This is a genomic window from Flammeovirga sp. OC4, assembly GCF_000812565.1.
Lineage (GTDB): Bacteria > Bacteroidota > Bacteroidia > Cytophagales > Flammeovirgaceae > Flammeovirga.
The window spans coordinates 146,852-166,485 of record NZ_JTAM01000001.1 but is presented as its reverse complement, the minus strand read 5'-3'; the positions used below and the strand labels follow the sequence as shown (position 1 = coordinate 166,485).

General features: G+C 34.1%; 21 protein-coding genes. 20 read left to right on the top strand and 1 reads right to left on the bottom strand.

All coding sequences use genetic code 11. The annotated features are described in order from the left end of the window. Window positions 1–118: 118 nt before the first annotated feature. The 6 genes from PL77_RS00775 to PL77_RS00750 all read left to right on the top strand — a co-directional run bounded on the left by PL77_RS00775 (window position 119) and on the right by PL77_RS00750 (window position 6,948). Window positions 119–1,678: an FAD-dependent oxidoreductase gene (locus PL77_RS00775; RefSeq protein WP_371199115.1), complete on the top strand. Its 1,560-nt coding sequence runs from the start codon at window positions 119–121 to the stop codon at window positions 1,676–1,678. 157 nt (window positions 1,679–1,835) lie between these two features. After that, complete coding sequence (locus PL77_RS30070) at window positions 1,836–2,768, top strand: T9SS type A sorting domain-containing protein (RefSeq protein WP_156152198.1); 933 nt, start codon at window positions 1,836–1,838, stop codon at window positions 2,766–2,768. Between the two features lie 83 nt (window positions 2,769–2,851). Continuing rightward, window positions 2,852–3,439, top strand: coding sequence for an HAD family phosphatase (locus PL77_RS00765; RefSeq protein WP_044200689.1), 588 nt, complete (start codon window positions 2,852–2,854; stop codon window positions 3,437–3,439). Window positions 3,440–3,717: 278 nt separating this feature from the next. After that, window positions 3,718–4,320 (top strand): hypothetical protein, encoded by a 603-nt coding sequence (locus PL77_RS00760; RefSeq protein WP_044200687.1) that lies wholly within the window; start codon window positions 3,718–3,720, stop codon window positions 4,318–4,320. A gap of 314 nt (window positions 4,321–4,634) precedes the next feature. Beyond that, window positions 4,635–5,933, top strand: a complete 1,299-nt coding sequence (gene eno / locus PL77_RS00755) for a phosphopyruvate hydratase (protein WP_044200686.1) — start codon at window positions 4,635–4,637, stop codon at window positions 5,931–5,933. Window positions 5,934–6,561: 628 nt separating this feature from the next. Further along, window positions 6,562–6,948: a hypothetical protein gene (locus PL77_RS00750; RefSeq protein WP_044200684.1), complete on the top strand. Its 387-nt coding sequence runs from the start codon at window positions 6,562–6,564 to the stop codon at window positions 6,946–6,948. Window positions 6,949–7,137: 189 nt separating this feature from the next. Here PL77_RS00750 and PL77_RS00745 read toward each other — a convergent pair whose 3' ends face one another. Next, on the bottom strand, window positions 7,138–9,165 hold the full coding sequence (locus PL77_RS00745) for an alpha-amylase family glycosyl hydrolase (RefSeq protein WP_044200682.1): 2,028 nt from the start codon (window positions 9,163–9,165) through the stop codon (window positions 7,138–7,140). 407 nt (window positions 9,166–9,572) lie between these two features. Here PL77_RS00745 and PL77_RS00740 point away from each other — a divergent pair, with 407 nt between their 5' ends. The 14 genes from PL77_RS00740 to PL77_RS30060 all read left to right on the top strand — a co-directional run bounded on the left by PL77_RS00740 (window position 9,573) and on the right by PL77_RS30060 (window position 19,625). Then, on the top strand, window positions 9,573–10,745 hold the full coding sequence (locus tag PL77_RS00740) for a tyrosine-type recombinase/integrase (protein ID WP_172665782.1): 1,173 nt from the start codon (window positions 9,573–9,575) through the stop codon (window positions 10,743–10,745). 220 nt (window positions 10,746–10,965) lie between these two features. Further along, entirely contained in the window at window positions 10,966–11,409 is a 444-nt protein-coding gene (locus PL77_RS00735; protein ID WP_044201003.1) for a hypothetical protein, read from the top strand. 39 nt (window positions 11,410–11,448) lie between these two features. Continuing rightward, window positions 11,449–11,661 carry a hypothetical protein gene (locus PL77_RS00730; RefSeq protein ID WP_044200678.1) on the top strand — a complete coding sequence of 71 codons (213 nt, stop codon included), beginning with the start codon at window positions 11,449–11,451 and terminating at the stop codon, window positions 11,659–11,661. Beyond that, window positions 11,658–11,873, top strand: a complete 216-nt coding sequence (locus PL77_RS00725; RefSeq protein ID WP_044200676.1) for a hypothetical protein — start codon at window positions 11,658–11,660, stop codon at window positions 11,871–11,873. Before PL77_RS00730 ends, PL77_RS00725 begins: the two co-directional genes overlap by 4 nt. A 236-nt stretch (window positions 11,874–12,109) precedes the next feature. Beyond that, complete coding sequence (locus tag PL77_RS00720) at window positions 12,110–12,646, top strand: hypothetical protein (protein ID WP_044200674.1); 537 nt, start codon at window positions 12,110–12,112, stop codon at window positions 12,644–12,646. Then, a complete protein-coding gene (locus tag PL77_RS00715) occupies window positions 12,643–13,068 on the top strand; it encodes a hypothetical protein (RefSeq protein ID WP_044200672.1) in 426 nt (141 codons plus the stop codon). Before PL77_RS00720 ends, PL77_RS00715 begins: the two co-directional genes overlap by 4 nt. Continuing rightward, window positions 13,019–13,276: a hypothetical protein gene (locus tag PL77_RS00710; RefSeq protein ID WP_156152197.1), complete on the top strand. Its 258-nt coding sequence runs from the start codon at window positions 13,019–13,021 to the stop codon at window positions 13,274–13,276. Before PL77_RS00715 ends, PL77_RS00710 begins: the two co-directional genes overlap by 50 nt. Before the next feature lie 2 nt (window positions 13,277–13,278). Next, on the top strand, window positions 13,279–13,587 hold the full coding sequence (locus PL77_RS00705) for an HNH endonuclease (RefSeq protein WP_052444063.1): 309 nt from the start codon (window positions 13,279–13,281) through the stop codon (window positions 13,585–13,587). Then, window positions 13,587–13,838, top strand: a complete 252-nt coding sequence (locus tag PL77_RS00700; protein ID WP_044200669.1) for a hypothetical protein — start codon at window positions 13,587–13,589, stop codon at window positions 13,836–13,838. Before PL77_RS00705 ends, PL77_RS00700 begins: the two co-directional genes overlap by 1 nt. Before the next feature lie 138 nt (window positions 13,839–13,976). After that, window positions 13,977–14,465, top strand: coding sequence for a hypothetical protein (locus PL77_RS00695; RefSeq protein WP_044200667.1), 489 nt, complete (start codon window positions 13,977–13,979; stop codon window positions 14,463–14,465). Beyond that, window positions 14,465–14,881 carry a DUF5675 family protein gene (locus PL77_RS00690; protein ID WP_052444062.1) on the top strand — a complete coding sequence of 139 codons (417 nt, stop codon included), beginning with the start codon at window positions 14,465–14,467 and terminating at the stop codon, window positions 14,879–14,881. Before PL77_RS00695 ends, PL77_RS00690 begins: the two co-directional genes overlap by 1 nt. Window positions 14,882–14,886: 5 nt before the next feature. Continuing rightward, complete coding sequence (locus PL77_RS30065) at window positions 14,887–16,542, top strand: terminase large subunit (protein WP_052444061.1); 1,656 nt, start codon at window positions 14,887–14,889, stop codon at window positions 16,540–16,542. A 7-nt stretch (window positions 16,543–16,549) separates the two neighbouring features. Then, window positions 16,550–17,803 carry a phage portal protein gene (locus PL77_RS00680; protein ID WP_044200665.1) on the top strand — a complete coding sequence of 418 codons (1,254 nt, stop codon included), beginning with the start codon at window positions 16,550–16,552 and terminating at the stop codon, window positions 17,801–17,803. Further along, complete coding sequence (locus PL77_RS30060; protein ID WP_052444060.1) at window positions 17,784–19,625, top strand: phage major capsid protein; 1,842 nt, start codon at window positions 17,784–17,786, stop codon at window positions 19,623–19,625. The genes PL77_RS00680 and PL77_RS30060 overlap by 20 nt, the downstream gene beginning before the upstream one ends. Window positions 19,626–19,634 lie beyond the last annotated feature (9 nt).

Below are 19,634 nucleotides of genomic sequence, written 5' to 3'. Positions count from 1 at the left end.
CAATTACTAATTAAGGGTTAATTTGTTTAATAAAAATATAAAAATAAATCAAAAAAGAGGAGAATCTTATTAAATTACTTTTACAAAAGACTATAAAAATACACTTTAATACTAAGATATGATGAACAGGGATAAGATGCTTAGTGAGCTTAAAGCACTCGAAGAATATGATGTAATTGTTATTGGAGGAGGAGCTTCGGGCTTAGGTACAGCGCTAGATAGTTGTCTACGAGGTTATAAGACATTGTTACTCGAACAACATGACTTTGCAAAAGGCACATCTAGTAGAAGTACAAAACTAGCACATGGAGGAGTAAGATACCTTAAGCAAGGTGATGTGGCGATGGTAAGAGAGGCACTTAGAGAAAGAGGTCTAATGAAAGAAAATGCTCCTCACTTAGTTCATGATCAAAAGTTTATTGTACCTGTTTATGATTGGTGGGATGCTCCTTTATATACAACCGGACTCAAAGTATATGATGTTATGTCTGGTAAATTAGGACTAGGCCCATCAGAAATGATTTCTAAAGAAAGAACTATTGAACATATACCTAACCTCAATCAAGAAGGACTCCTTGGAGGAGTAAGGTATTATGATGGACAGTTTGATGATGCACGATATGCCATGACATTAGCATTGACTATTAGTGATTATGGTGGGACGATTCTAAACCATGTGAAGGTAACGGGATTAATCAAAAATGATGACGAGAAAGTAAGTGGAGTACATGTCAAAGACATGCTTACAGCAGAAGCTTTTGAGGTCAAGGGAAAGATAATTGTCAATGCAACAGGTGTTTTTGTCGATAAAATCCTAAAAATGGACAATGAAGAACACAAAAGAATGGTGAGTCCAAGTCAAGGTGTTCATGTTATTTTAGATAAAGAGTTTTTACAGGGAGCATCATCAATAATGGTCCCCCGAACGAGTGATGGTCGAGTACTATTTGCAGTACCGTGGTATGATAAAATAGTAGTTGGAACAACAGATACTCCTTTGAAAAAAGTATCTCATGAGCCTAGAGCCTTAGAAGATGAAATTGACTTTATACTTAAAACTGCAGCAAAATACCTCAACAAAACACCGACTAGAGCTGACGTGAAAAGTGTTTATGCTGGTTTGCGTCCTTTGGTTAAAAAGCAAAAAGCTGAAACTAAAAATATTTCAAGATCACATAAAATTGTGGTGAGTGATTCTAATCTAATTACCATAGTAGGTGGTAAATGGACTACCTATAGACAAATGGCTGAAGATGCTGTTGATACGATTGAAAGAGTAGGAAAATGGCCCGCTGTAAAATGTATCACAAAAGAAGTATTACTCCATGGCTATAAAAAAGGTTTGGACCGTTCAGATGTGAGGAGTGTTTATGGAAATGATCTTCAGAAGATCGATCAATTGACAGAAAATGTCCCTTCACTTAAAAAGAAATTACACAAAGACCTTCCTTATACTTTTGCGGATGTTTACTGGGGTACTGAATTCGAAATGGCAATGACATTAGAAGATGTTTTAGCGAGAAGAACACGTTGTTTGCTTTTAAATGCAAAAGCAAGTATAAAAGTGGCTCCAAAAGTAGCAAAGCTCATGTCAGGAATATTAGGTAAAGACGAAGAGTGGGAAAATGAACAGGTGAAAAAATATAAGAAGTTAGCCAAAGGTTACCTATTAATATGATGTCAATATAAGCTGATCCTTTTTAGGAAATTTGTGGTGCTTTTAGGGTAAACGAAGAAGAGGCAAGTTAGTTAGATAGTATACAATTGAATAATGAGTGTGTTTGGCACTTATTACATCCATTACAATGTATATTAATCTACTAACTTGTTTTACTATGAGGTGTTTCAATCTTTTTCTACTTCCATTAATGTTTCTAGTTTCGTGTGTAAACTTAGAGGAAGTACCTGTTGGTGTGAAACCTAATTTTGGGACGACTGAAATTGATATTAAAAATGATACAACAATTACTTCGGCCAATTTAATTTGGTCTTCAATTACCATTCATGAAGATGTGAGGGTTGATGTCGTTACGGCACAGTTGACATCATCTAAATTTTTAATGAAGGAAGGAGCGTCAATAATGATTCACGGCAGTGCCCATATCACAGATGTTGATTTTATTGCTGAAGGTAAAAATGCAATATGTGGGAAAGAAGGTGTAAGATTAGATGTGGATGGTGTACAGTATATCATGCCGGAAGGAGGTTCATGTTTTGATACAGGAGATGATCTTCCTGTAGAACTCCTATATTTTAAGACAACATTAAAGAATAACGAAGTTTTGATTGAGTGGTCCACTGCGACTGAGATCAATAATGAAAAGTTTATCGTAGAAAGAAGTATCGATAAAAAGAATTGGGTCGGAATTGCAACAATCGAAGGTGCTGGTAACTCAAGTGTACCTTTAAAATACGATTATTTGGATGAGCAAGTCCCAAACGCAAGTGTTATCTATTACAGACTAAAGCAAGTGGATTTTGACGGAGCCACAACAATTTACGGACCTAGTGCGATCTCAAATGCTGATGTTGTACCTGAATTGACAATTTATCCTAACCCAATCCGCTATGGTGAAAAATTAAATGTTCTGTCTAATACCAATGGATTTGATGTCAATCTATTTGATACGACAGGGAGGTTATATGGGCAATTTTCAACTGATAATAATTATTTGGAGATCCCTATGATTTATGGAGTTGGTCTTCTTTTAGTGGAAGTGAAGACATTTTCGGGTAACACAAGGACAGAGAAAGTCATAGTGAACTAAGCGAGTTTAAATAACTGATAGCGTTTTCGTGAAAAGATATTCCCTTTTTTCTTTAGTTTTGCTAAAATTTAAATCAAAATACAATGAGCAAAACAATCAAGATTCCTCAAGGCATCCAAGGTCTAATATTCGATATGGATGGTACTTTGGCTGATACAATGCCTACACATTATTTAGCATGGAAAAAGACATTAGCATCAGTAGGGTATGACTTTACTGAAGAAGAATTTTATAGTTTGGCAGGGATGTCAACAGAAAGAATCCTTGAGAAAATTGGAAAAGAGCACAACATTGAAATGGATGTGCCCAAGCTTGCAGACTTGAAAGAGAAAGAGTATCTCCAATTAATTGATGATGTAAAGCCAATTGAGCCTGTTTTCAAAATTGCAGAAGAAAACTACGGAAAAATGCCAATGGCAATTGGTACTGGAAATATTGATGAATTAATTGAACACACATTGACATCGCTAGGGGTTTACCATTGGTTTGATGTAAAAGTTGGAGCCGATCAGGTCGAAAACCCTAAACCCGATCCAGAGACATTTTTACAATGTGCGATTCGAATGGGAGTAGAGCCTCGTTTTTGCTTAGTGTTTGAAGATGGAGACCCTGGGATTCAAGCAGCCAAAGCAGCTGGCATGAAAGTCATTGACGTTAGGGAGTATTTATAAGAATACAAAACCGTAGCGGTAAATTAAGAAACGTTTTTTGATATATGTTTTTCGTCTGAAAATTATCACTTTCTAAGCGAATCTAGGAAGTATACATTTTCATGCAAAAAAATGAAATATCAGTAACCAGGTAGGTTACTGATATTTTTTTATAAAAGCATTTTACTCTATCTCTCAGTTTTATTTTTGAGATCTTGTTTATTTACAATAAGTTTGTCTTACTTTTTTTGATGGAAGTATAAAAAATACTCCTCTTTTTTAATCTTACTTTTTGTATCATGAGCAAACTATTAGCAACACTTTTATTATGTGTTTTGGTGACTTCTTATTCATTTTCTCAAGAACCTATTTTTAACAACGGGTTTGACTTAGAGTTTAATATGGCAATAACAGGGGATAGCTACTCATTACAACGTGATTATGTAGGTAAAGATAATGGTATAATTACTATTGGTTTTCAATTGGGTAATCATTGGTATGTTTATAGAAATAATAAATTAGGTATCGCAATTGATGTGAATTGGTTGGATTTCGCGTATGGAAGAAAATCGAGAGAAACATCAAATTTAAATTTTATTGAGGTAGCTCTTGTTGAAGTGGGGCCTTTAGCGACTTATGCTTTGACAAATGATATAGCCATTGAAGGGTACTGGAATATACGACCAACTTTTTTGAGCACTTTTAAAAGTGATGAGTGGGATATTGATATTTTGACCGAGCCAGCAAGTGGATTTACAAACGCTATTGGGCTAGGGGTTAAACTTAAAAAGTACTACGTTGGATTTGAAAGTACTTTTGGATCAGTAAAGGATAGAAAAAGAGCTATTATTCGAAAGTTAATGTTGACTCAGTTTCGTTTTATAGGAGGGTTTAAGTTTTAATTTACTATAAATTCATATACGTGAATACCCTTGTTCTAAAAAGCGTGTTTTTAGGTCAAGACTTGTATAATAGGTTGAAAATTAAGGTGTTAAAAGTACACTTGAATAAAAAAATTAATAATTTTTTGTTAATATTCCACTATTTAATTTCACTCTTTTGTTAGTAACACCTTCAAAAACAAAGGATTATTTGATGATCTAATTGAAACATATTGATGTCTTTTTAGTAGACTGACAATAGTCATGTTTTAAACCGTTTCCATTGCCTAGTATTGTATCGTTTTAAAAATCAATAATAAAAAAAATACGAAGACATGAGTTTAATCGTAGACGTTCACGCAAGACAAATTCTTGATTCAAGAGGTAATCCTACTGTAGAAGTTGACGTAACAACTGAAACTGGTACTATTGGCCGTGCTGCTGTTCCTTCAGGAGCATCAACTGGTGAGTACGAAGCAGTTGAATTACGTGACGGTGGTAAAGATTATCTTGGAAAAGGAGTTTTAAAAGCTGTTGAAAACGTTAATGAAATTATTGCTGAAGAATTAATCGGTGCGTCTGTATTTGAGCAAAACGCTATCGATCAAGCAATGATCGCTTTAGACGGTACTCCAAATAAAGCAAAATTAGGTGCTAACGCTATCTTGGGTGTTTCTCTTGCAGTAGCTCACGCAGCAGCAGCTGAGTTAGGTCTTCCTTTATATAGATATGTAGGTGGTGTTTCTGCAAACACAATGCCTGTTCCAATGATGAACATCATCAACGGTGGTTCTCACTCAGATGCTCCTATCGCATTCCAAGAGTTCATGATCCAACCTGTATCTGCAACTAACTTTACTGATGCTATCCGTATCGGTTGTGAAGTATTCCATGCATTAAAGAAAGTTATCCATGACCGTGGTCTTTCTACTGCAGTAGGTGACGAAGGTGGTTTCGCTCCAGCTTTCGATTCAACTGAGGATGCTTTAGATTCAGTTAAAATTGCAGTTGCAAACGCTGGTTACGAGTTCGGTAAAGACATCACTATCGCTTTAGACTGTGCTGCTTCTGAATTCTTCGTAGACGGTAAGTACAACTATGAGAAGTTTGGTGACATGAAAGGTGGTATCAAAACTTCTGAAGAGCAAGCTCAATACTTAGCTGAATTAGCTGAGAAATACTGTATCACTTCTATCGAAGACGGTATGGATGAAAACGATTGGGATGGTTTCAAGAAATTGACTGACCTTTGTGGTGATAAAGTACAATTAGTAGGTGACGATTTATTCGTGACTAACGTTGAGAAATTAGAGCGTGGTATCAACGAAGGTATTGCTAACTCTATCCTTATCAAAGTAAACCAAATCGGTTCATTAACTGAAACAATTGCTGCAGTTGAGATGGCTCACAGAGCTGGTTATACTTCAGTAATGTCACACCGTTCTGGTGAGACTGAGGACAACACTATTGCTGACTTAGCAGTAGCATTGAACTGTGGTCAAATCAAGACTGGTTCTGCTTCTCGTTCAGACCGTATGGCTAAGTACAACCAATTACTTCGTATCGAAGAAAAATTAGGTTCTACTGCTAAGTACTTAGGTTTGAAAGCATTCAAGCAAGACTTCAACTTCTAATTAGAAGTTAACCATATTTTCGCACTATAACTCGTTTTATGGTCGAGTGGAGGCTATCCTTTTGGGTAGCCTCTTTTTTTGTGCTTGGTAATGTAGATTTATCTTTCGGGTTGTGTGTGAAACTTGTGATTAGAAATATAGTTCTTTCTTGTGGTCCAGTGGACGTTGCAATGTAACATCCCTACAAAAGGTTATTATAATCCTCACTGTTCGTAGTGTCAAGCGATAGCGTCACTGCGAATCTGTTTATGAATAAGTTTGTAACTTAACTTATAACCAATTTGAAATAAATAGTAAAGCCCTAGTAGGTGATGCAGTTTCTAAAAAAATATTATAACCGGAGAAAAGCATAAATAAGAAGTAGTATTACAAATAAAAACACCAAAATTTCATAACAAAATTGTTGGTTTAAGAAGCAAAAAGATAACTTTAAGTCCCGATGAAATTGGATTGAAGAGAAGACCAATTAAGTTAGGGGGTAAATAAATTAAACTAGTAACATCTGCAAATTGAAAGACGACTTAGACTGCTAAATGTAAATTTCTGGAAAACAAAATGGACGATAATAGCTTAAATAGCTTCGAGGTAGGCACTTTTGATAGATGCAAACAGATAATTTTTTTTAAAAATGAATTTAAAATTAAATAAAAAGAGTAAGGTTATATTGGGTGTGACTGTTAATATAGTGACTATAATTATTTTTTTATATTATCAGTTTTATTCTCCTAAGAGATACACAATTGGTTATGTTACAAAGAAATCTCTATTCTCTGGTAAGAATCCTAAGCGGTATAAATATAGAATCGGTAGTGAATATTATAGCACTGAATTTAATAGTAAAAATGTATCAAAAAAACTAATTATTGAATTCCAGACAATGAATCCTTCAATGAGTTCTCCTAAAAGAATAGCTCCTGACTCATTAAGAGTCCCAGTTAATGGAGGAAGTTGGTCACATGAAGAGATTATAGAAATGGGATTTGATATACCAAAACCATTTACTATATGTGATTAAGATATTGAATTTACCTGACTGTTCGTAGTGTCAAGCGATAGCGTCACTGCGAACCTGTTTATCGAATAAGTTTTTAACTTATAACGTATAGCAAAGCCTTAGTTCGAATCAAATCATATTACAAAAAAAACTGATTTGCACTATTACAGTACAAATCAGCCTTATTTATATTTTCAATTTACAGTTAAATTAATCTACTCTTTTAAGTACAACAGCACTTCTGTTTACATTGTAGATTGAAATATGTTTATCTTCATCCGTAAAGAACTTACTAGAGGTGTCTACACGACCGTGTCCTCCAAATTGTTCGTCATCAGAACATAAAACAATTTCATAAGAACCTTCATCACCTACATAAAATTTGTAATCAGGAAGTGAGTTTGTAGGAGAGAAGTTGAAAACAAAAACAAGATCACCTTTCTTAAAGCATATTGTTTTATTTTCTGTATCCATATTCAATAAGTTCACTGGAGTGTTCTCTTCTAATAAGTTGTGATCTCTTACTAAGTGAACCATTGCACCATCAAAATTATTTAGCTTTTGGTAGCGTAAGAATCCATTCTCTACCAATGACCACTGACGTCTTGCATATTGGTAACTCCAACCGTTTCCTTCTCTTGGGAAATCGATCCATTCAGGATGACCAAATTCATTACCCATAAAGTTAAGATAACCATCGCCCCCAAGAACACAAGTTAAGAAGCGAATAATTTTATGAAGGGCAACACCTCTGTCAACGACAAGGCTACCACTTGCATTGTCCATGCTTGTATACATTTCTGCATCCATTAACCACATGGCAATCGTTTTATCACCTACCAATGCTTGATCATGAGACTCTGCATAAGCAATCGCTTTCTCGTTGGCTCTTCTGTTCAGCATTACGCTCCAAAGATCCCAAACGTTCCAGTCTTCATCTTTCTGTTCTTCAAGAAGTTTTACCCAGAAGTCAGGAATACCCATGCTCAAACGGTAATCAAAGCCTACACCGCCTTCCTCAGACGCTCTACTTAAGCCTGGCATACCCGATACATCTTCCGCAATAGAAATGACGTCAGATTTGATCTCATGAGCCACTTCGTTGGCTAATTGTAAATAGCGTACTGCATCTACATCTACACCCATATTGAAGTAGTCATCATAACTACCAAAGCCAGCATGACCATGGTGATGATACATCATAGAAGTAACACCATCAAAACGGAAGCCGTCAAAATGGAACTCTTCTAACCAATATCTAACATTTGAAGCAAGGAATTGAATTACTTCCCATTTTTTGTAATCAAATAACTTTGAATCCCAATCAGGATGATCACCTTTACCACCTGTATGGAAGTATTGGTAAACTGTTCCATCAAACTCATTGATCCCTTCATTGTGGTTTTTTACAGCATGAGAATGAACAATATCCATGATCACGGCAATACCCATAGAGTGTGCCGTTTTAATCAATTGTTTCAATTCTTCAGGTGTACCAAACTTTGAAGTTGCAGCGTAGAAATTACTAACATGATAACCGAAAGACCCATAATAAGGGTGCTCTTGTACGGCCATCAATTGAATACAGTTGTATCCTAAATCTCTAACTCTTGGAAGTACATTTTCAGTAAACTCAACATAAGAACCCATTTTTTCTTCTTCTTGGGACATTCCTACGTGAGCCTCGTATATAATTGGGTTTTTGATTGATGCCGTTTCAAAATTGTCATCAGACCAATCAAAATTCGTTTCCTCACTAAACCATAATTGCCCTTTGAAGTTTGGAGAATTTGGTTCTTGTACCACTCTTGTAATGTAAGCAGGAATTCTATCATGATCACCGATCTGAGATAAAACTCTTACTTTAATAAAACTTCCGTGTACAAACGTGTCTTTGTATTCATCTTTTGGAAGGAAAATCTCCCAAACACCATCCCAATGTAGTGATCCTTCAATTTTTCTTAAAGGATGACTATCTCTATTCCAGTTGTTAAAGTCACCAGTTAGATATAAAGCATGTGCAGCGGGTGCCCACTCTCTATACCACCAACCGTTGTTTGTTGCGTCAAAGTTAAAGCCAAGGAACTTATGAGCACCAGCGAATTCATATATACTACCATATTTATCATTCAGGTCATTTTTAAGTTGCTCGAAGCTGTTTATTCTAGCATTAATCTCTTCAGTTTGCGGTTCCAACCATGGGTCGTCCTTAACTAGTTTTGGTAATTTTGTACTCATTATTTTTTAGATGTGATAAACAAATAACACGAACGAAAGTACTAACATAGTCAATGTTTCGGACTTCTCAATTTAAGTGTATAAATTACGTACTGAAAATAAGTTGTAAAACACTGTTTATCAATGTATTTCTTTGTTTTTCTGTATTGATTAACAATTCAAAAAACGAAAAATATTTTATTTTACAATAAAGAAATACCAAATCTTTTTTGTTCCACGAGCGAAGTTTATTTGTTTTGCGCTATGAAAACAAAAATTTATCAATCAATCTATCACAACCATATTTTTTATTGTAAACAACTTTTTAAAAGGAGGTCTATTCTATATTCAATTAGAAGATGACCTTTTTTTGTGGTCGCATGTAATGTTATTCTTAAACAATACATGCGATGGTTTTTATTCAACAAATGAGACTAAACGTAACATTCTACTTTAGAAAACTAAGGACTTTTGAAAAAACTGGTATGGGCGTAGTAATGGCAAATATCAGTCTAAACGGCAAACGAGCAAGTTCTGGTTATCATACAGGTGTAAAATGTAAAAAAGAACACTTTATATCTGGTAGAATTGAAGGGTGTAAAAACGCTAACCAATTAAATGAATCACTTTTTCTATGTGAGACACATATAAGGAGTGTAGCAAATAATCTATGTCTAACTAATAAGTACTTAACAGCAAATGAAATTTTAAAATATGTAAGAGGTATTAATACTGATACGAGTATTGAAAGAGTTCTTAAACTTTACATAGAAAGTAGAGAGGAATTTGTATCAAAAAATAGATTCAGGCATTTGAAATTTATGTCTAATCGAATAGAGAAATTTACGAAGCAAAATAAACTAAACAATATTGAAGAGGTGACTAAAATTCAATTGGAAAATATTTTCGTTTCATTATCCCAAAAAGGAAGGTCTACAAATTCAATAAGACAAGACATAACTTTTTTCTTGAAAGCTATAAATTATTTTAAAGCAAAATTCTCTTTTGCAGGGTTGAACTTACCAGAGCTAGGTAAATTAGATATTAAAGCAAGTTATTCTCCATCAATCATTTATTTAGAAATGGAAGAATTAGAATTAATTGAGAAATTTCAAACAACCAATGAGCAGCAAATTAAAGCGAAAAATTGGTTTTTACTTGCCTGCTATACTGGAATGCATTACAACGAAATAAAAAGCTACTCACCAGAAAAACATTTATTTGTGAATGATGGTCAGAAGTATATAAAAATACAGCGCTCAAAGACGAGTAAAACAAACAGTAGGGCGTGTATTATACCTCTTACAGATAAAGCAGTTGAATTATTAAAAAAAATCAATGGTGAGCATTCTAAGGACTTTAACAATGTGACGAATTTAAATTTTCACCTTAATAAGCTTCGTATAGGGGCAGGGATAGAAAAACCAGTCACTTGTAAAATAGGTAGGAAAACATTTGGTACAATGATGTTATTGAAAGGTATGTCATTGGAAAGCGTTTCACGTATGTTGGGGCACTCTTCAATCGTTACAACCCAAAGATATTATGTAGTTGTATTGGAGCAACGAGTATTCAACGAATTCAAATCATTAAAATTCTAAATCTTTAAAGAATTATTGATTAATAGAATAATAGATAAATGGTATGTGAAAATTACCTAGGGATGTGAAAAAAAATCTAGGGGGTATGAAAAAATTGCTAACCCCTTAGCAATTAAATATACTCTCTTACACCTTTCAGATAAGGTGTAAGAGAGTAATTATATTACTTCATCGATTATCTTATTCGGGGTATAGATTAATTTAAAACATGAAAAATATTATGAAAAAGAAGACTTATGTTTTAACTCTCTCAAAATATTTCCCCAAGACCCATAAGAGAGCAGGAGAGAGAACGGGTTTTTTAGACAACATTTTGCTTTCAAAACTTCATACAATTAGATCGAATTATGATTTATGGAATGAAAGAGCCGAAAAGATTAATGAAGGAGAAGCGATCCTTTCAATAAGATATTGGAGTGGACTTCCTTATAAATCAAAACAGGTAGAGCTTTTGAAGCTTGAAAAAATAGGGGTAGAGAAATTGGAGGAACCGGACAATTTTGTATTTGCAAAAATTGAAGGTAAATATTTCGATTGGAAAACAGTTGCAGAAAATGACGGACTGACTTTTGAAAACTTTTGCGAATGGTTTAAAAAACGTCAATCTGAACCAATGGCTATCCTCCATTTTACAAGCTTTCGATATGTTGAATGTAATAAATAATAAATCAATTATCTTTATTCTAATTAGCATTACAAAGAAATGAAAGTAATTAAAGCAAAGTCGCTTCACTTTAAAGTTGATGGGGTGGAAATACCTTATTCGACTGGATTGAATCAAATTGATTCAAATAATCATATGATTGATAGTTTTGTATATTCTTTAGGAAAAGATTTTAAAGAAGAAACTAAAGATTATGAAAAATGGCTCGATGATAAATTAAAATCACAACAAAATAAATTAAGGCCTTTATGATAAAAATAAGTACCGAAGAACTTTTGAAAGCAATTGAAAAATTGCCTAATCCAGATACCTATGAAGGTTCGGATATTAATTTGCTCATTGAAGAGCGTATTGATGATGATAGTAGTGATAAGCCTTCAGATTATCATTACAGAGAGCTAAAGTTTATCAAAGCACCTTATATGGGGATTGGTAAAAAATATGAATGGGTCATTGAAATTTAAAAAATAATTTTCTGTATAATAAAAGCCCCTCAACAAAATTGAGGGGCTTTATTTTCTCCATTTTTAATAACCCGAAAACTAAAATTATACTTTCAACAATTATATATTTCTTCTTAATAAGTTCCCTTTTTTAATGTAATTTCGTTTATAATATAAAAGGGTTGTTCTCCCAAAACAACCCCTTAATTTTAACTAATATTACTTGAATTGTTTATAACAAATATAAGCAATTCGTCATGGTTTATCAATTAAAATACACTCATTCAGTAACCTATTTTATTGAAAATGAATCTATTGATATTTTTAATAAATTCTGTAAAGTATTCACGGAAAAAGGAAATGAAATTGAACAAATAAATCGTTTAGGACTTTCAAGAAAAGATGTATTCCAAGACGTTTGTTTAGATTTCCTTTTAGCAGAATATTCAGGTTTACAATACAAAGAAATAAAAGCTCTCTTTCTTACCTCTCTAAAAAATAGAACTATTGATCAATATCGTAAAGCGGTTACATTGAAAGCTAAGAAAATACAAGCAGTGGACAATGTATATGATTTGTGTGATAATCTTATAGAATACGCAGAAGATGAACAAGAGGAAATAGTTTTGGAAGATGTAATTAAATGTCTTACTAGAACAGAAAGAAACTATTTATACGCTTACATGAATCTTGATTGTAAGTATTTACGATTAGCCAAGAAAAAGAATTGTTCTAAAACAACAGCTAGGATTAAAGTCAAAAAAATCATCAAAAAAATAATTGATAACCAATGAAAAGTATTGCACCTTTTCTTCTCTCTTTTCTATATCCATTCTTAAACATTAGTCAAACAAATTTGGCAGAATATGACAAGCTTTTTGAAAGCTTGACTCTAACTGGTGCTTTAATGTTTGCAATCTATTTTCTAAACAAAAAGTTAGAGAATACAGAAGCAAAAGCAGAAGAGGGAAGAAAGAATTTCATGAAAAAGTTTGACAATGAAGTCAAACAATTTGATGAAGAAATAAGCTATTACCGTGAAGAAGTAAAAGTAAAAGAGAAGAAAGCACAGCAATTGGTTGATGAAGTCAAAGAGGCGATCTACAAACAAGGCCAGTTACACGCACAAATAATTGAACTCACCATAAAAAACAAAAGGTTAGAAGATGAAAACACAAGATTCAGGGAAAATAAGATTCAAGGCATGGAGAATTAGAAACGTTCTTGGGATTACTTCTATAACGATGGTAATGCTTGGGTATTTCGGTGTTTCAGCGTTCTGGCAAGATACCGCAAAGAACGCCATTGAAAAAACAACACCGAAGACATTACCAGAAGATGAACGTTTTGTCATTACAGCAAAAGGGGATTCTATCTGGTATGATTCCGTAGGTAATGTAATTGAGAAGAGGAAAGCTAAATAGTTATGCCTTATCTCAAAAAAGAAAACGCTTCTCTTCCTTGGAATCCCAAAAGAGATACCAAGGTCAAGGGGAGCGGTTGGACCAGTACAGGAAATAAGAAGTACAAGTCTTACAAGTGGCAACAGTTTCGCAAAAGTATATTCGCCGAACGTGGCGGTATTTGTGAAACAGAAGGTTGTTATAAGAAAGGAAATGTACTTGACCATATACAACCAGTAAGGTTAGCACCAGAACGTTTCTTTGATGAAAGCAATGTTCAAATACTTTGTGAATCATGTCACAACTCAAAGTCTGCTAAAGAAAGATTATAATGAGCAATAAAACATTCAAAGAAATAGGAGTACCAAAAGGTGAAAGACGTTCTGGTACTACTACTAGGTTAGTTGATAGCCATATTCAGGAACTATTTTCAAAAGGTGAAGTGTATTGTAAAGATCATTACGGTTCGGCAATAGCTGATAGATTATTATTTAAAAGAGTTGAATCAAGAATGCGTTATGAACACAAGCATGTTAATATTAAGTGCGACATAAGTAAATGCTTAATAAGAATAATAGAATAATTATTAACGGGGGTATGGGTGTTTAATCACAAATTACTTTTTCCATATAGACCGCACTATCCCCGAACGTACATGACATAAAAAAAACGTGTCGCATTGGTTTTGTCGCGCGAATGCGACAGCCATAACACTATTGAAATGAAGCACTTTAAAATTTTATCATCTCCTCACAAAGAATTTATTGACCGTGCCTTGGAGCAGGGAGAATCATTACGAGAAATTGAAGAAGGTGTAAAAAGGTTAGGAGGTGACATTTCAAAAGATTCAATCAGCAGATATAAGAAAGACTACAAGAAACTTAAAAGCGTTGATGTTCCTTTTATCTCAACTGAAGAAGAAGAAATAAAAGAAGATGTATTCAATAAAGTTGATGACGTTAGGAAAGGAGAGCAAGTAAAAATTGAAGAAGGGGAAGAAACCGAAGCTGTAAAAACATTATTCAGGGAAGTATTAGGTGTTTCATTAGAAAATATTCAACTATTCAGAAATGGAACTAGGAAAATTTTCCCCTCAAAAGAAATTGGTTCTCTTAAAGTTGTCATCATGGCAATGAAGGAAACGGGAGCTTTTGAAAAAGAGGCTGAAGAAGATGCATTGGACAAACTATTAAAAGAAATGAATAGCTAATGAAAGCAATATTGATCAGATCAATAGATGACACTAAACAAACATTAGGTCATTTATTACTATTCGACAAAGAGAAAAAAGTTTTTGAATCTAAGACAATTGAATTGCCTTGGCGAAATAACCAACGAAATATTTCTTGTATACCGACAGGTTTGTATAAAGTCGTTCCTTGGAATTCTCCAAGGTTCGGCAAATGTTTCAAGATTTTTGAACTTGATGGTAAAGAAGTACGGGGAAGATCAGATATTTTGATTCATGTTGGTAACTACAACAGACAGACTAGGGGTTGCGTTCTGATTGGTCGTTTCTTTCGTGACATCGATGGAGACGGGAGTAAAGATGTTACCAGTTCAAGAAAAACTTTAGAACATTTGCAATCAAGTTTAAAAGAAGAGATTGAATTAACTATTTGTTAGTTTGAATGATTCCACAAGTACAATCTTATGTTGATGATGTACTTTCTGGAAAAGAGGTTGTATGTAGGTATAATAAATTAGCAGTTGAAAGGTTTGTTCGTGACTTGGAGCAACAAGAGGAAAAAGGATTTTACTTTTGTGAAAAGTCGGCGAAGATTGCTATTGCATTTGCTTCAATTTTCAGAATTACAAAAGGCAGGGGAGCAGGAGAAAGAATAAAGCTTCAACCTTTTCAGGCGTTTATTTTAGCAAACCTTTTCGGGTGGAAAAATAATGACGGTTCCAGACGGTTTAAATACTGTTATATCGAAATGGCCCGAAAGCAAGGGAAAACAGCTTTAATAGTTATTATTACTTTCATAGGATTGATTCTTTCTGGTGAAAAAGCACCCGAAATTTATTACACTGGAACAACAAAAGATCAAGCAAGAATCGCCTTTAAAGAAGCTAAACTTCAAATCAAAGAATGTAGAGAACTAAGAAAAAGACTAAAAAATCAAGCTCATGAAATTATTAATCCTGCAAATGGTGGTATAGCAAAACCTCTTTCAAGTGATGCAGATACACTAGATGGTCTTAATCCTTATTTTGGGGTTGTCGATGAATATCATGCTCATAAAACCGCAGAAGTTTACAATGTGATTAAATCAGGGCAGGGCCAAAGAGAAAGCCCTTTGTTGTCTGTGATTACCACCGCAGGATTTAATAAAGATGCCCCTTGTTATGAATTGAGAGATGTAATGATTTCAATTCTAGAACAGGAAAAGGAAGATGAAAAGTATTTTTCCATGATTTTCACATTAGATGAAAAAGATGACTGGCAGGACCCTGAAGCATGGAGAAAAGCAAACCCTTGTTTAGATATTACAGTACCTTTCAAATGGATAGAAGATGAATTTACATCTGCGAAGAACATGCCTTCTGAGCAGGTGAATTTTAAGACAAAAAACTTAAACATTTGGGTAGATTCTGCAAAAACATGGATTCCATCTGAAGACTGGAAAAAGAATAATAAAGAAATAAACCTTGACGATTATAAAAATGCTGTTTGGTATTGCGGGCTTGATTTATCATCAACTCGTGATATAACAGCGTTTTCGGCAATTGCAGACGATGGAAGCGGAAAACTTGCTTTGTTTACATGGTACTTTGTGCCTGAATCAACGGTATATGAAAGATCAAAAGCAACGGGTATTCCTTATGATTATTGGTCAGAATTTCATCCAAGGTTTACCGCCACCGATGGCAATGTAGTTGATCATGCATTTGTAAAAGAAAAAGTCAGGTCTTTTCATGAATCCTTTGATGTGAGGTTTACACATTATGATAGATGGCAGTCAACACAATTTTTAGATTTGATCGAGGACGGTTTACCATTGGAAGGAATAGGGCAGGGTTACGCAAGTATGTCTGAACCCACAAAGACTTTTGAAAAAATGGCAGTAGCAGGAGAAATCATTCATGATGGTGACAAAGTTTTTTCTTGGATGCTGAGAGGTGTGAAAATAAAAGCAGATGAAGCGGGAAATATAAAAGTGGTAAAGAGACAAGATAAGCACAAAGTAGACGGTGTAGTTTCTGCAATTATGGCCCTTGCAGCTTGGATGAAAGATCCAGAAAGAGGCCAAAAATCTGATGATGTTGGTATATATACATTTTAAGTAGAAAATGAATTTAGCAAAAAGAGCATACGAAAAATTAAAGAAATTTTTCATTGAAAGTAAATCTTCTTCTTGGGATGTTTTAGGCCAAGTATTTGATTATTTTAACGGGAATAGTACAAATGTTACTGAAGCTTCAGCATTAAGATTGTCAGTTGTTTTTTCTTGTGTAAGAGTGATCAGTGAAACAGTTGGAACATTACCTTTAAACACTTACAAAAGAACAGAAAAAGGTAAAGAAAAAGCTATCAATAAGAATGTCTATTTCATATTAAAAGAAGAACCTAACCCATCTACTAATATTGTAGGTTGGAAAGAGACAATGACTGCTTTATGTGCTTTGTATGGTAATTCACTTTCTGTTATTCAACGTGACGATTATGGAAGACCTATTGCAATTTGGCAGAAAGCCCCTGAAGAATGGAAGGTTATAAAGAAGCACAAAGAGAATAAATACTATTACTATATATGGAATTATAACACTGAAGCATGGGACCCAATATTGCAGGAAAATGTTATTCACTTTTCGGGCTTTGGTGGTGATGGTGTTATAGGTTTTTCACCTATTCGCATGAATGCTCAGTCAGTGGGTATGGGTTTAGCTTCACAAAATCTAGGGGTTGAATATTATGAAAACTATGGTTTTGTCTCAGATGTGATTTACTACAATGGAGCATTTAAACAAAATGAAAAAGGTGAAAATACAGTAGTAGAAAACATTCGTAAGGAATGGAATAAAAATCATACAGGGGCAGGCAAAAGGTTTAAAACCGCAATTTTTGATGAAAAGACAAAATTAGAGCGTTTAAAGATTCCGTTAGATGATTTTCAATTTATCAATACTCACAAATTAACTAGGGAGCAAATTTGCGGGATTTTCAGAATGCCACAACATATGATTCAAAGTTTGGACAATGCCAGTTATAACAATATTGAATCACTTACCCTTGGTTTTACAAAGTTTACGATTACCCCTTGGCTAGTTCGACAGGAAAAAGAATTAGATAGAAAACTATTCACTAGAAGAGAAAGAAAGACCTATTACACTAGGTACAATTTAGAAATGCTACTAAGAGGGGATCCAAAAGCAAGATCAGAATATTATAAAAACCTCTTCTATACTGCTTCAATTAGTCCAAACGAAATCAGAGAGAAAGAAGAAATGAACCCATATGAAGGGGGTTACGAATACTATGTTCCAACTAATATGACATTGGAGCCAAACCAAAATAAAAATCAAAATGAGCCTGAAATTAAATAAAAGGGTTGATGTCTTTGTACCGAATGGTTTCATAACTAGAAAGGATGAAGATAGTAACGATTACGAATTTGTAATTAGTGATCCTTCAAAAGATGTTTACAGAACTGTAATTAAATCTGATGCTTGGGATTTAACTCATTACAGAAAGAATCCCATTGTTTTATACAATCATTTAAGGGGTAATGATTGGCATGATAAACCAACGCCAGACAATATCATTGGTAAAGGTGAAGTATTCCAAGATGGCGAAAAACTTATTGGTAGAGTAGAATTTGAACCTGAAGACATTAACCCGCTTGCTGAAAAAATCAGAAAGAAAGTTGATTTCGGAACAATTAGAGGGGTGTCAGTGGGTTTTGTTCCAAAAGAAGGTCATAGAGGTGTTGAAGAACATGGAGAGGACCCCAATATTTTCTACTTCACAAGAGTAGAGTTAAAAGAATTTTCAATTGTTGATATTCCTGCAAACCCTAATGCGGTAAAGCGTTCGGCCTTTTTCAATGAAGTAGACGAATTTTTGAATTCGGGAGTACAACAAAATTTAAATACATCAAATCAAAATAATATCAATATGCCAAATACTATTGATTACAATTCGCCTGCTTCATTACGTGACGAAGCTAGACGAATTGACACAGAAGCGAAAGCACTTGTTGATTTAGCAGGTAAAGAAAATAGAGTTTTTTCACAAGAGGAAGAAACAAAGTTTGACCGTATGCATGAAGATGCAGAACGTTTTAAAAGACAAGCTGAAAGAATTGAAAAGCTGAATTCTGAAAACGGTCAAAGAGTATTAAGAGAAAACGAAAACAACGTCAATGAAGGGCGTTCTTGGAATTCTTCTTATACTCAGGATAATGCTGATGTTGAGAAAAGAGTTTTTGAAACTGTTTTAAGAGTTGGCCCTGATAATCTTGACTCACAAGAAAGAGCCATTTACAACCAAATGAAGAAAAGAGCTTTAGGTTCTGGTACTGGTTCAACTGGTGGTTTTGTAGTTCCTGAAGGTTTCCAAAGAGAGTTAGAAAAAGCCGTAATTGATGAAGGAGGTGTTATTGAGATAATGCGTAATATTCCAACAAGTGACGGTGCTGATATTCCATGGCCTAGTGTTAACGATACTGGAAACACAGGTGAAATGATTGGAGAAAACCAAGAGGTAGACGAACAAGACCCTTCTTTTGGTTCTAAGACTTTGAAGTCTTATATCTTTTCATCTAAAAAGGTGAAAGTACCTTTGTCATTGATTGAAGACAGTGCATTTGATTTGCAAAGTGAGATAACAATGATGTTAGGTGAAAGAATCTACAGAACATTAGGCGTTAAGTTAATCGATGGTACTGGTTCAGATCAGCCCGAAGGTTTGAATAAAGTACCTACTGGTTTTACAGCAGGAGCAACAGCAATTTCAGATACAGATTTACTTGATTTAATGCATTCAGTAAATTCAAAGTATCGTAAGAAATCACACTTTGCGTTTGCTGATTCAACATTGTTGGCTTTAAAGAAATTGAAAATTGGATCTAATGATGATAATCCTTTATGGGTCCCATCAATGAGAGATGGCGAACCAGACAAAATTTATGGTAAACCATATGTTATTGATGATAATATTTCCGCTATTGGAACGGGTAATTCATCAATTTATTTTGGAGACTTCAGCAAGTTTATTCTTAGAACTGTAAGAAGTGGCGTTACAATGATGCGTTTAAATGAATTATATGCTGAAAGCCTGCAAGCGGGATTCATTGCTTTTGCTCGTTATGATTCAAGATTAATTGATGCGGGGACAAATCCACTTAAAAAATTAGTTCACTCTTAGGATTATAAT